Here is a 12,874-nt window from a genome sequence, read left to right on the forward strand (position 1 = left end):
AGCCGGACGCGGAACCACGAGCCGAACCTCGGCCGCCGCCACCTCCGGCACGCGGAATCGACTCCGGCACGTCGGAACAGCCTGATTCCACGAGCCCGACACGGATTCACGAGCCGAACCTCGACCACCACGGCCTCCGGCACGCGGAATCAGCTCCGGCACGCGGAAACAGACCGAATCCACGAGCCCGACACGGAACCACGAGCCGAACACCGACCACCGCCACCTCCAGCACGTGAAATCAGCTCCGGCACGCCGAAACGGCCCGATTTCACGAGCCCGACACGGAACCACGAGCCGAACATCGACCACCGCCACCTCCGGCACGCGGAATCAGCTCCGGCACGCTGAAACGGCCCGATTTCACGAGCCCGACGCGGAACCACGAGCCGAACATCGACCACCGCCAGCTCCGGCACGCGGAATCGACTTCGGCACGTCGAAACGGGCCGGATCCACGAGCCGGACTCGGAACGACGTGCCCGAGGTCGGGACGGGGTCGGGTCGCCGCCCGGTCAGATCGCGGCGGCGAGGGCGGCCACGAGGTCGTGCTGCGCCTCGCGGCCCGCGCGGGTCGGCACGAGCGGGTAGACGTGCAGCTGGCCGACGGCCTCGTGCAGCTCGAACGGCACGCCGGCCGCGGCGGCCCGCTCGGCGAGGACGTGCGCGTCGGGGTTCAGGACGTCGCGGGTGCCGGTGAAGACGCTCAGCGGTCCGAGGCCGGCGAGCTCGCCGAAGAGCGGGCTGACGATCGGGTCGAGCAGATCGAGGTCTCCGCGCCACTTCTCCGCCAGGACGCGGCCGCCGGGAGTGCCCAGCCACGGGTCGCTCGGCTGCACCTCCGGGATGCGCGGGTTGCTCCAGGAGAGATCGAGCGCGGGCGAGATGAGCGTGGTCAGCGGCAGGACGACGCCCTCATCGCGGAGGGCGAGCGCCGTGGACAGCGCGATCTGGCCGCCGGCCGAGTCGCCGGCGAGGGCCGTCGCGCCGTGCCGGTCGAGACTCCGGTGCATCAGCGCGCGGACGCCGTCGCGCGCCTCGAGCGCGGTCCCGAACGGGACGAGCGGGTAGATCGGCAGGGTCACCGCGACCGAGGCCTCGTCCGCGATCCGCGCCGCGAGCCACCAGTGCTGCGGCGCGATCTCGTTGACCCAGCCGCCGCCGTGGACGTAGACGACACCGCCGCGGATGCGCCGCGGGCGGATCGTGTAGACCGGCCAGCCGCCGACCTGCTCGACGTCGACCCGGACGCCGGGGCGCAGCCGCGAGGGCGGGCCGTAGCGATGCGGGCGGAGCGCGTTCTCGCGGATCCTCCGGCGAGCGCCGTCCGCCGTGACGAACGTGCGGTTGGCGCGGACCAGCCGCAGAGCGAGCGGGACGAGGGCGTCGGGGACGGCGAGGGGCATGCTCCAGGATCGCCCGCGGGGGTGCGCGGAGGCTGAAAACTCCGGCGGCAGGCGGAGGCGGGAGCGGCGCCGGTCGGGCAGGGTGGGGCGATGGACACTGCACCGCTGCTCACCTGGACCCTCGCGCAGGAGATCCCGGTCCCCGCCGACGTCGACTCCCTCCTGGTGGAGGGCGAGAAGGCGGTCGCGTCGTTCCGAACGCTCCGCGACTCCGCGACGTTCACCACGAAGCGGCTGATCGTGCGCGACGCGCAGGGGCTGACCGGCAAGAAGGTGGAGATCTACTCGCTGCCGTACAGCTCGATCAACATGTGGTCGAGCGAGAACGCGGGGCGCTTCGACCTCAGCTCAGAGATCGAGCTGTGGACGCGGGCCGGGCACATCAAGGTCAAGCTCGGGCGGGACGCGGACGTGCGGCGGCTGGATTCGCTGCTGGCCTGGGCGGTGCTGCACCAGCACTGACGCGGCCCGGTTCCGCGTGCCGGAGGTGAAGTCACGAGCCGGAGGTGCGGGGTCGCGAGGTTCGGCACGTGAAACAAGGTTCGGCACGCGGAAACCGGCCGATTCCGCGAGCCCAACGCGAATTCACGAGCCGAAGATGCGGGGTCGCGAGGTTCGGCACGCGAAACGAGCCTCGGCACGCGGAAACCGGCCGATTCCATGAGCCGGACGTGAATCCACGAGCCGGAGATGCGGGCGCGCGAGGTTCGGCACGCGAAACGAGCCTCGGCACGCGGGAACCGGCCGATTCCACGAGCCGAAGGCGAATTCACGAGCCGGAGGTGCGGGGTAGCGAGGTTCGGCACGCAGAACGAGCCTCGGCACGCGGAAACCGGCCGATTCCACGAGCCCAACGCGAATTCACGAGCCGGAGGTGCGGGCGCGCGAAGTTCGGCACGTGGAACGAGGTTCGGCACGCGGAAACCGGCCGATTCCGCGAGCCGGAGGTGGATTCACGAGCCGGAGGTGCGGGGGCGCGAGATTCGGCACGTGGAACGAGGTTCGGCACGCGGGAACCGGCGGATCCTGCGAGCCGGACGCGAGGTCACGAGCCGGAGGTGGTTCGAGTCGGTGGGTGGTGCTGCGACTCAGTCGCCGCCACCACCGCCTCCGCCATCCGAGCTGCCGCCGCCTCCGCCATCCGAGCCGCCGCCACCACCGCCTCCGCCATCCGAGCTGGCGCCGCTGTCCGGACTGCGGTCGGGCGTGCTGCCGCCGGGTGTGGGGCCGTCGCGCGTGACGCCGTCGTCGGGCGAGTGGCCGCGGTCGTCGTCGCTTGGGTCGCGGGTGGGTGAGCCGGTCGATCCGCCGTCGCCCGCCGCGGCGGCGGGGGCTGCGCGCGGGTCGGGGCGCGCGCCCGGGGCGCCGGCGCGCATCCGCAGGACGGTCGCGATGACGGAGCCCACGACGGCGATGCCGAGGACGAGGGCGACGAGCGCCGCGATCTGCTGGTTCTCCACGTCCTGCTCCTGACTACGTGAGTGGATCCTCAGCTTCACCGTAGCGAGAGCACCTGGGCGACGGGGACGGAGCGGTGACCGAGCAGAACATCGGCCAGGACGGGTTCTCATCGCTGATGGGCGATGACGGAGGCTCTCGACTGATGTTCTGCGGCGCGGGGGCGGACAGGGGCCGGACGACGCGGCCCCGCGCACCGACCGCTACGGTGACCCCATGCCGAGACAGCCGACGATCCGCGACGTCGCGGTCAGCGCCGGAGTCTCGTACCAGACCGTCTCGCGCGTGCTCAACGACAGTCCGCAGGTCCGGCCCCGCACCCGGGACAAGGTGCTCGCGGCCATCGACGACCTCGGCTTCCGGCGCAGCGCCGCGGCCCGGGCACTCGCGGCGGGCCGCTCGGGGCTGATCGGCATCCTCGCGGCGGAGAGCCACAGCTTCTACGGCACGGCGACCGCGATGGCGGCGATCGAGCAGGCGGCGCGCGACGCCGGCTACCGCGTGCCGGTGGTCAACGCGGCGCCGGATGCGGAGTCGCTGGCGGCCGGACTCGAGCACCTCCAGCGCGAGGCGGTCGAGGCGATCGTCGTGCTGGCGCCGCAGGAGCGCGCGCTCGAGGCGATCGAGAGCCTCGCGATCGGGGTGCCGTTCGTCACCCTCGGCGCGGCGGGGCGCGGCGCGGATCCGCGGCTCCTCGTCGATCAGGCCGCGGGCGCCCGGCTCGCCGCCGAGCACCTCCTCGCGCTCGGGCACACCCGCATCGCCCACCTCGCAGGACCGCAGCACTGGGTCGAGGCGCACGCCCGGCTCGACGGGTTCACCGCCCGGATGAGCGAGGCGGGGCTGGAGCCGGCCGCGGTGGTCAGCGGCGACTGGACGGCGGAGTCGGGCTACCGGGCGGGGCTGCGGCTGCTGGACGAGGTCGACGGCCTCACCGCGGTGGTGGCGGGCAACGACCAGATGGCGCTCGGGCTGCTGCACGCCTGCGCGGATCGCGACGTTCGGGTGCCGGAGGATCTCAGCGTCGTCGGGTTCGACGACGTGCCGGAGGCGGCGCACTACCGACCGCCGCTGACGACGATCCGGCAGGACTTCGCGGAGGTCGGACGGCGCACGATCGGGGTGGTGCTGGCGGAGCTGCGCGGCGAGCCGGCGGCGGTGGACCGGCCGGTGCCGCCGGTGCTGGTGGAGCGGGACTCGACGCGGGCGGTCTGAGGCGGGGGGCTGCGGGGGTGGGTCTCGATACGCCCCTGCGGGGCTACTCGACCAGCATGGGGCAGCGCTCCTCGATCGACATGGGGCGGGATCCGGTCTCGGCAGGGCGGCCGCCACTTGCTGGTCGAGTAGGCGCGGAGCGGCGTATCGAGACCTGACGTTTGCAGACGGTGGATCTCGATACGCGCCCTGCGGGCGCTACTCGATCGACATAGAGCGGGCGCTGCTGGAACCGCAGGGCGCGGGGCTGCTGGAACCGCAGGGCGCGGGGCTGCTGGATCCGCAGGGCGCGGGCACCGCCCGACCGCGGGCGCAGCGCAGGCGCGGCTTGCCGTTCGCGCGCGTGGTCGCCTACGCTGGCCCGTGGCTTTGTGAACGGTCACATCGCCCTCAGCGAGGAGTGCAATGGACCAGCGACGGCCCCCCGCCGAGGCGATCACGAGCGGCGCGACCGCCCTCGGGATCGAGCTCGGCTCCACCCGCATCAAGGCGTGCCTCGTCGACGCGGCGGACCCCACCGTGGTCCTCGCCGTCGGCAGCCACGAGTGGGAGAACCAGCTGGTCGACCGCCGCTGGACGTACTCGCTCGACGCCGTGCACGAGGGGCTCCAGGCCGCCTACGCCGACCTCGTCGCCGACGCCGAGAAGCGCCACGGCGCGCGCCTCACCACCGTCGGGGCGCTCGGCGTCTCCGCGATGATGCACGGCTACCTCGCCTTCGACGAGGCGGGCGAGCTGCTCGTCCCGTTCCGCACCTGGCGCAACACCAGCACCGGCCCCGCGTCGGCCGAGCTGACCGAGCTGTTCGGAGCGAACATCCCGCTGCGCTGGTCGCTCGCGCACCTGCACCAGGCGGTCCTCGACTCCGAGCCGCACGTCGAACGGATCGACTTCCTCACCACTCTCGCCGGCTACGTGCACTGGCGCCTCACCGGCGAGAAGGTCCTCGGAGTCGGCGACGCCTCCGGCATGGTCCCCACCGACCCGGCGACCCGCGACTACGACGAGACCGTCCTCGAGCGCTACGACGCCCGCGTCGCCGGCACCCTCCCGCCGCTGCGCGAGCTGCTGCCGACCGTCCTCCCCGCGGGCGCCGCGGCCGGCGAGCTCACCGCCGAGGGCGCGCTCCTGCTCGACCCGACCGGCGCCCTGCGCCCCGGAGTCCCGTTCTGCCCGCCCGAGGGCGACGCCGGCACCGGCATGGTCGCCACCAACTCCGTCGCCCCGCGCACCGGCAACGTCAGCGCCGGCACGAGCATCTTCGCGATGGTCGTCCTGGAGCGCCCGCTCGAGAGCGTGCACCACGAGCTCGACCTCGTCGCCACTCCGGCCGGCGACCTCGTCGCGATGGTGCACTGCAACAACGGCGCGAGCGAGCTCGCCACCTGGGTCGGCCTGTTCTCGCGGTTCGCCGCGGCCTCGGGCGGCCCCTCCGACAGCGACGCCGTCTACGGCACCCTCTTCGCGGAGGCACTGGCCGGCGAGGCCGACGCGGGCGGGCTGCTCGCCTACAACCACCTCGCGGGCGAGCCGATCGCCGGGCTCGTCGAGGGCCGTCCGCTCGTCGTGCGCACCCCCGACTCCCGCCTGACGCTCGCGAACTTCATGCGCGCGCAGCTCTACGGCGTGTTCGGCACGCTCGCGCTCGGCATGCGCGTGCTGGCCGGCGAGGGCGTCGTGATCGACGAGATGTTCGCGCACGGCGGCATGTTCCGCACGGCCGGAGTCGCCCAGCGCTTCCTGGCCGGCGCGCTCGACGCCCCCGTGTCGGTCGCCGCGACCGCCTCCGAGGGCGGGCCCTGGGGCATGGCGGTGCTCGCCGCGTTCCGCCTCCAGGAGGGCACGGCGCTCGACTCCTACCTGACCGAGCAGGTCTTCGGCGGCGCCGCCTTCGAGACGGTGGCGCCGGACAGCGCCGACGTCGCCGGCTTCACCGCCTACCTCGAGCGCTACCGCGCCGGCCTCGCCGTCGAGCAGACGGCCGTCGACACCCTCACCACGCAAGGAGACACCGCATGAGTTCCGACAGCCCGACCGCCGCACCCGCCGGCACCGCGCCCGCCGCGTTCGGCCCCGAGATCGAGGCGGCGATCGCCCGCGTCCGCGAGGACGTCGCCCGCCTGCACTCCGAGCTCGTCCGCTACGGCCTGGTCATCTGGACCGGCGGCAACATCTCCGGCCGCGTGCCCGGCGCCGACCTCTTCGTGATCAAGCCGAGCGGCGTCTCCTACGACGACCTCGCGCCCGAGAACATGATCCTCTGCGACCTCGACGGCACCGTCGTCCCGGGCAGCCTCGGCAGCGAGCGCAGCCCCTCCAGCGACACCGCGGCGCACGCCTACGTGTACCGCGAGATGCCCGAGGTCGGCGGCCAGGTGCACACGCACTCCACCTACGCCACCGCCTGGGCCGCCCGCGCCGAGGCGATCCCCTGCGTCATCACGGCGATGGCGGACGAGTTCGGCGGCGAGATCCCGCTCGGCCCCTTCGCGATCATCGGCGACGACTCGATCGGCCGCGGCGTCGTCTCGACGCTCACCGGGCACCGCTCGCGCGCCGTCCTGATGCAGAACCACGGCGTCTTCACCATCGGCAAGGACGCGAAGGACGCCGTCAAGGCCGCGGTGATGACGGAGGACGTCGCCCGCACCGTGCACATCGCGCGCCAGGGCGGCGAGCTCGTCCCCATCCCGCAGGAGTCGATCGACGCCCTGTTCGACCGCTACCAGAACGTCTACGGACAGAACCCGACCGGAGCACTCGCATGACCCAGACCCCGCGCTACAAGAGCATCGTCCCCGACCTCGCGACCCGCACCGTCTGGTTCCTCACCGGCAGCCAGGACCTGTACGGCGAGGACACCCTCCGCCAGGTCGCCGAGCAGTCGCAGGCCGTCGTCGCGCAGCTGAACGAGTCGAGCGACATCCCGGTGACGATCGAGTGGAAGCCGGTGCTGAAGAGCTCCGACGCGATCCGCCGCACGATGATCGAGGCGAACTCCGACGACTCCGTCGTGGGCGTCATCACCTGGATGCACACCTTCAGCCCCTCGAAGATGTGGATCCACGGCTTCGACGCGCTGGCCAAGCCGCTGCTGCACTTCCACACCCAGGCGAACGTGGCCCTGCCGTGGCAGGACATCGACTTCGACTTCATGAACCTCAACCAGGCCGCGCACGGCGACCGCGAGCACGGCTACATCCTCAGCCGGATGAGCGTGCCGCGGAAGACGGTCGTCGGCCACGCGAGCGACGCCCGCGTCACCGAGTCGATCGGCATCTGGTCGCGCGCCGCGGCCGGCTGGTCGGCGTCGCAGAGCATGAAGGTCGCCCGCTTCGGCGACAACATGCGCAACGTCGCCGTCACCGAGGGCGACAAGACCGAGGCCGAGATCCGCCTCGGCGTCAGCGTCAACACCTGGGGCGTCAACGAGCTCGTCGAGCGCGTGGACGCGGCGACGGACGCGGACATCGACGCGCTGGTCGCGGAGTACGTCGAGGACTACGACGTGGTGCCCGAGCTGCTCCCCGGCGGCGAGCGCCACGAGTCGCTGCGCTACGGCGCGGCGGTGGAGATCGGCCTGCGCTCGTTCCTCGAGGAGGGCGGCTTCGAGGCGTTCACCGACAGCTTCGAGGACCTCGGCGGGCTGCGTCAGCTCCCGGGCCTCGCGGTGCAGCGCCTGATGGCCGACGGCTACGGCTTCGGCGGCGAGGGCGACTGGAAGACCGCCGTCCTCATCCGCATCGCCGCGGTGATGGGCGCCGGCCTGCCCGGCGGCACCAGCCTGATGGAGGACTACACCTACGACATGACCCCCGGCGAGGAGCTCATCCTCGGCGCGCACATGCTCGAGGTGTCGCCGTCGCTGTCGTCCAAGCGCGCGTCGCTCGAGATCCACCCGCTGGGCATCGGCGGCCGCGAGGACCCGGTGCGCCTGGTCTTCACCGCCGACGCGGGCGACGCGGTCGTCGTCGCGCTGAGCGACGTGCGCGAGCGCTTCCGCCTGGTCGCGAACAAGGTGACCACCGTCGAGCCGCCGCAGACGCTGCCGCACCTGCCGGTCGGCCGCGCCGTCTGGCAGCCGGCCCCGGACTTCGGCACCAGCGCCGCCGCCTGGATCACGGCGGGCGCCGCGCACCACACGGTGATGACGACGCAGATCGGCCTGGAGGCGTGGGAGGACTTCGCCCGCATCGCCGGCGTCGAGCTCCTCGTCATCGACGAGTCGACCACCCTCCGCGGCTTCGAGGCGGACATCCGCTCGAACGCGGCGTACTACCGCCTGTCCCAGGGACTGTAGGCGCGAGTGCACGACCGGACGGTCGGCTCCCCGCGGGGGGCCGGCCGTTCGTGCGTCCGCGGGCGCGTCTTCCGCGCTGATGGTGGGCGGGTCGCGGTGCACAACATCAGCTGAGACGGGGTGGCATCGCCTGTGGGGCGATGGACCCTGCTCTCAGCTGATGTTGTGCGAGCACATGCCGGTCGAGTGGCCCCGCAGGGGCGTATCGAGACCCACCGTTGTCAGCGCGTCGGGGATCTCGATACGCCCGCTGCGCGGGCTACTCGATCAGCATGAAGAGCGGGGTGCCCGTGTCGGCTGCGCACAACATCAGCTGAGACGGGGTGGCATCTCCTGTGGGGGGACGGACCCTGCTCTCAGCTGATGTTGGGCGAGCACATGCTGGTCGAGCAGCCGCGGAGCGGCGTATCGAGACCCGGCCTCGACGGCGCGGCGGAGATCTCGATACGGCCGCTGCGCGGGCTACTCGATCGGCATGCAGAGCGGGGTGCCCGGGTCGGCGGCGCACAACATCAGCTGAGAGGGGGTGGCATCCCCTGTGGGGGGACGGACCCTGCTCTCAGCTGATGTTGTGCGGCACGTGCTGGTCGAGTAGCCGCGGAGGGGCGTGTCGAGCCCCGGCCTCGACAGCGCGGCGGGGATCTCGATACGCCCGCGGCGCGGGCTACTCGATCAGCATGGGCGGGGAGCGCGGCGCTAGCCGCTCAGTCGCCGCCTCGCCGGCTCAGCGGGAGGTGGAGAAGGCCGCGTCGAAGGCGTCGGAGGGGGGCGTGATCGCGTTGAGCTTGCGGACGAAGGCGAGGGACTCGGGGGCGCCGTCGAGGCGGTCCATGCCGGCGTCCTCCCACTCGACGCTGGTGGGGCCGGTGTAGCCGATGGCGTTCAGGGCGCGGAAGACGGGCTCCCACGGGACGGCGCCGTGGCCGGTCGAGACGAAGGTCCAGCCGCGGCGGGGGTTGGCCCACGGCAGGTGCGAGCCGAGGACGCCGTTGCGGCCGTCGAGGTTGGCGATCGACTCCTTCACGTGCACGTGGAAGATGTGCTCGGCGAAGTCGAGGATGAACGCGACGCTGTCCAGCTGCTGCCAGACGAAGTGCGACGGGTCGAAGTTGAAGCCGAAGGACTTCCGGTGGCCGATCGCCTCGAGGGTGCGCTTCGCGGTCCAGTAGTCGTAGGCGATCTCGCTCGGGTGCACCTCGAGGCCGTAGCGGACGCCGACCTCCTCGAAGACGTCGAGGATCGGGGTGAAGCGGTCGGCGAAGTCCTGGTAGCCGGCGGCGATCCACTCGTCGGAGGCCGGCGGGAACATCGCCACGGCCTTCCAGATCGACGAGCCGGAGAAGCCGTTGACCTGCTTCACGCCGAGCGCGGCGGCGAAGCGGGCGGTGTCCTTGAGATCCTGCGCGGCGCGCTGGCGGACGCCCTCGGGATCGCCGTCGCCCCAGACGCGGTCGCTGAGGATGTCGCGGTGGCGCTCGTCGATCGGATCGTCGCAGACGGCCTGGCCGGTGAGGTGGTTCGAGATGGCGAAGACCTGGAGGCCGTTGCGCTCGAGGACGTCCTTGCGGCTCTGCACGTACTCCGCGTCGTCCCAGCGGGCGACGTCGATGTGGTCGCCCCAGCAGGCGATCTCGAGGCCGTCGTAGCCCCACTCTCCGGCGAGGCGGGCCACCTCCTCGAAGGGGAGGTCCGCCCACTGGCCGGTGAAGAGGGTGATCGGTCGCGTCATCGCGGATTCCTAACTCTCGACTCCCGCGCGCCGTCGCACCGGGAGAGGTAATTTGAGGGTCTTGGCAACATATCAGGCACTCCCGCGAGCCCGAAAGGAACCGATCATCGCCCCGATCGACGGCGCACTGACGCGCAACGCCACCCTCGTCACCGCCACCGCCGCCCCGACCTGGGAGGAGGGCCTGATCGTCGGCAGCGGCCGCGTCGGCGCCGTGGTGCACGGCCCGGCCGACGCGCTCACCGTCTCGCTGGCGCACGAGCGCTACTTCCTCCCCGTCAACGCGCGGCCCGCCGCCCCGGACCTCGCCCCGGTGCAGGACGAGCTGCGGAGCGCCCTGCTGGCCGGGGACGCCGACGCGGCGAGCGACCTGCTCGAGCGCGCAGCGCGGGCGAGCGGCTACGACGGTGGGCTGATCTGGACCGATCCGCTCGGGCTCTGCGCGACGCTCTCGATCCGCACGGCCGGCGGGGTCGCGTCGAGCCGGCGCCTGCTCGACCCGCTGCTGGGCGAGGTCGCGGTCGAGTGGACCGACCTCGACGGCGGCCGGCACGCGGTGCGGCTGATCGCTCCGCACGGCGGCGAGAGCGTCCGGCTGCGCGTGGAGTCGGAGCGCGACGGCGAGAGCACGGTCGAGCTCGGGCTGGGCGCCGGGGACGCGACCTCGTTCGACACGGGGGTGCCGGACGCGTCGGCGGTGGTCGAGGCGACGGTCGAGGGCGGCGCGATCGGGCGGCTGCTGGCCGTCGCCGGGACCGGGAGCGCCGAGACCGGGGGCGAGCGGATCCGCGCGACGGTCACCGCGGCGACCGGGGCGCCGTGGGACGTGGAGGGTGCGGTGACCCGCTCGACGGTGCCGGTCGCGGCGGGGGCGGGCGCGTTCCTCCGCGTCGATCTGGCGCTGGCGGGTGAGGAGCCGGCGGGCCGGGAGCGTGCGGGCGGCGTGCGTGCGGACGAGGAGCCTGCGGGCGACGCCGCCACATGGGCGGAGCTGCGCGAGGCCCAGCGCCACGGGCACGGCCGGCTGGTCGGCGCCTCCTCCCTCGATCTCGCCGGCGCCTCCTCCGCGGTGCTCACCGAGGACCTCTGGGACGAGGCGCGCGCCGGCGACGAGGGTGCGCGCCGCCGCGTCGTCGAGCTGGCGTACCTCAGCGGCCGCGCGAACATCGTCGCGTCGACCGGCGAGCTGCCGCCGACGCTGCAGGGCGTCTGGCAGGGCACCTGGCGACCGGCCTGGTCGGCCGACTACACGCTGAACGGCAACGTGCAGAACGGCGCGATGGCGGGGATGATCCCGACCGGAACGCCCGAGCTGGCGCTGTCGATCCTGGAGCTGGTGCTGCCGCACCTCGACGACTACCGCGAGAACGCGCGCCTCGTCTACGGGGCGGAGGGGATGCTCCTGCCGTCGCGGATGTCGACCCACGGCCGCGCCGACCACTTCGCGGCGAGCTACCCGCACCTGTTCTGGACCGGCTGCGGCGGCTGGGTGCTGCGCCTGGCCGCCGACGCCGTCGCGGCCACGGGCGACCGCGGCATCGTCGACGACCGGCTGTGGGAGCTGGCCGAGGGCGTGCTGCGCTTCGCCGAGACCGGGACGACCGTGGTCGACGGGGTGCGCCGGATCGTGCCGTCCTACTCCCCCGAGAACACGCCGGGCGGCGCGCGCTCGCCGATCGCGGTCGACGCGACGATCGACGTCGCCGTGCTGCGGGACGCCGCACGGGCGACGGCGCTGCTCGGCCGGGCCCGCGGCGACGACTCGCTCGACGAGCGCTGGGCGCGGGTGGTGGCGGAGCTGCCGGAGTACCGGGTCGCCGAGGACGGCACGCTGGCGGAGTGGATCGACCCGCGGTTCGCGGAGGAGATCGCGCACCGGCACGCGTCGCAGCTGTACCCGCTCTGGTACGCGGGCGACGCGGCGTTCGAGGGCTCCGGCGCCCCCGCGGCGCGGCTGCGGGCCGCCGCGGCGGCGACGGTGGCGGCGAAGATCGCGTGGCGGGCCGAGGCGCCGACCGCTCCACCCGGGCGGATGGAGATGGCGTTCGGGCTGGTGCAGGTGGGGGTCGCGGCGGCGGCCCTGGGCGACGCGGAGGCGGCGCTGACCTGCGCGGAATGGCTCGCGGTCGAGCACTGGTCGCCGACGCTGACGACCCGGCACGACGCAGGGCGGATCTTCAACCTCGACGCGAGCGGCGGGCTGCCGGGACTGGTGGCGGCGATGCTGCTCGGGTCCGACGACGAGTCGCTGACGGTGCTGCCGGCGCTGCCCGCCGTGTGGGCGCGGGGTGCGGTGACGGGGCTGCGGGCGCGCGGCGGCGTGGTCGTGGACCGGCTGGAGTGGTCGCCGGGGCGGGCGTCGCTGTGGGTGCGGCGGGTGCCGGGCGCGGAGTGGCTGGCGCCGACGGGCGGGACGCGGCTGCGGACGCTGCGCGACGCGGTGCTGCGCGTCGACGGGCGCGAGGTGTCGGGCGGGCTGGCGCTCGGCGCCGACGCGGTGCGCGTGGACGTGGAGTGGCGCGGCTGAGGCTGCTGGGGTGACCTCTGGCATGCGGAACCCGCCTGGCACGCGGCAACGGGTGGATCCGGCGAGCCGGACCTGACTCCGCGAGCCGGAGGTTCCGCCGGGGTGACTCCTGGCACGCGGGATATGCCTCGGCAAGCGGAAACCGACGGATCCGGCGAGCCGGACGTGGAACCTCGGGTCGGAGGACCGCCGGAAATCGTGACGAGCCGGCCAAGGCCTCCGGCACGCCGCTCATGCGC

General features: G+C 73.3%; 9 protein-coding genes. 6 read left to right on the top strand and 3 right to left on the bottom strand.

What is annotated here, in order from left to right; translation table 11 throughout:
- Positions 1–515 precede the first annotated feature (515 nt).
- Positions 516–1,406: an alpha/beta hydrolase fold domain-containing protein gene (locus HQQ82_RS09200; RefSeq protein WP_173232720.1), complete on the bottom strand. Its 891-nt coding sequence runs from the start codon at positions 1,404–1,406 to the stop codon at positions 516–518.
- A gap of 90 nt (positions 1,407–1,496) precedes the next feature.
- Between HQQ82_RS09200 and HQQ82_RS09205 the strand changes: the two genes are divergently transcribed.
- On the top strand, positions 1,497–1,868 hold the full coding sequence (locus tag HQQ82_RS09205) for a PH domain-containing protein (protein ID WP_173232721.1): 372 nt from the start codon (positions 1,497–1,499) through the stop codon (positions 1,866–1,868).
- Between the two features lie 626 nt (positions 1,869–2,494).
- Here the strand turns inward: HQQ82_RS09205 and HQQ82_RS09210 are convergent.
- Positions 2,495–2,866 (bottom strand): hypothetical protein, encoded by a 372-nt coding sequence (locus HQQ82_RS09210; RefSeq protein ID WP_173232379.1) that lies wholly within the window; start codon positions 2,864–2,866, stop codon positions 2,495–2,497.
- Positions 2,867–3,080: 214 nt separating this feature from the next.
- Between HQQ82_RS09210 and HQQ82_RS09215 the strand changes: the two genes are divergently transcribed.
- The 4 genes from HQQ82_RS09215 (at position 3,081) to araA (ending at position 8,379) form a co-directional block, all read left to right on the top strand.
- Positions 3,081–4,079 (top strand): substrate-binding domain-containing protein, encoded by a 999-nt coding sequence (locus HQQ82_RS09215; RefSeq protein WP_173232722.1) that lies wholly within the window; start codon positions 3,081–3,083, stop codon positions 4,077–4,079.
- Positions 4,080–4,484: 405 nt separating this feature from the next.
- A complete protein-coding gene (locus HQQ82_RS09220; protein WP_173232723.1) occupies positions 4,485–6,098 on the top strand; it encodes a xylulokinase in 1,614 nt (537 codons plus the stop codon).
- On the top strand, positions 6,095–6,847 hold the full coding sequence (locus HQQ82_RS09225) for an L-ribulose-5-phosphate 4-epimerase (protein ID WP_173232724.1): 753 nt from the start codon (positions 6,095–6,097) through the stop codon (positions 6,845–6,847). Before HQQ82_RS09220 ends, HQQ82_RS09225 begins: the two co-directional genes overlap by 4 nt.
- Positions 6,844–8,379, top strand: a complete 1,536-nt coding sequence (gene araA, locus HQQ82_RS09230) for an L-arabinose isomerase (RefSeq protein ID WP_173232725.1) — start codon at positions 6,844–6,846, stop codon at positions 8,377–8,379. The genes HQQ82_RS09225 and araA overlap by 4 nt, the downstream gene beginning before the upstream one ends.
- Before the next feature lie 724 nt (positions 8,380–9,103).
- On the opposite strand, the gene HQQ82_RS09235 is transcribed toward araA, so the two are convergent.
- Entirely contained in the window at positions 9,104–10,108 is a 1,005-nt protein-coding gene (locus tag HQQ82_RS09235; protein ID WP_173232726.1) for a sugar phosphate isomerase/epimerase, read from the bottom strand.
- A gap of 61 nt (positions 10,109–10,169) precedes the next feature.
- On the opposite strand from HQQ82_RS09235, the gene HQQ82_RS20315 reads away from it, so the two are divergent.
- Positions 10,170–12,635: a glycoside hydrolase family 95-like protein gene (locus HQQ82_RS20315; protein ID WP_173232727.1), complete on the top strand. Its 2,466-nt coding sequence runs from the start codon at positions 10,170–10,172 to the stop codon at positions 12,633–12,635.
- Positions 12,636–12,874 lie beyond the last annotated feature (239 nt).

It is taken from the genome of Rathayibacter sp. VKM Ac-2856 (assembly GCF_013205055.1).
GTDB lineage: Bacteria > Actinomycetota > Actinomycetes > Actinomycetales > Microbacteriaceae > Rathayibacter.

Coding starts and splice junctions, on each gene's coding strand:
- HQQ82_RS09200 (WP_173232720.1), bottom strand. CDS start 1,406: ATGCCCCTCGCCGTCCCCGACGCCCTCGTCCCGCTCGCTCTGCGGCTG.
- HQQ82_RS09205 (WP_173232721.1), top strand. CDS start 1,497: ATGGACACTGCACCGCTGCTCACCTGGACCCTCGCGCAGGAGATCCCG.
- HQQ82_RS09215 (WP_173232722.1), top strand. CDS start 3,081: ATGCCGAGACAGCCGACGATCCGCGACGTCGCGGTCAGCGCCGGAGTC.
- HQQ82_RS09220 (WP_173232723.1), top strand. CDS start 4,485: ATGGACCAGCGACGGCCCCCCGCCGAGGCGATCACGAGCGGCGCGACC.
- HQQ82_RS09225 (WP_173232724.1), top strand. CDS start 6,095: ATGAGTTCCGACAGCCCGACCGCCGCACCCGCCGGCACCGCGCCCGCC.
- araA (WP_173232725.1), top strand. CDS start 6,844: ATGACCCAGACCCCGCGCTACAAGAGCATCGTCCCCGACCTCGCGACC.
- HQQ82_RS09235 (WP_173232726.1), bottom strand. CDS start 10,108: ATGACGCGACCGATCACCCTCTTCACCGGCCAGTGGGCGGACCTCCCC.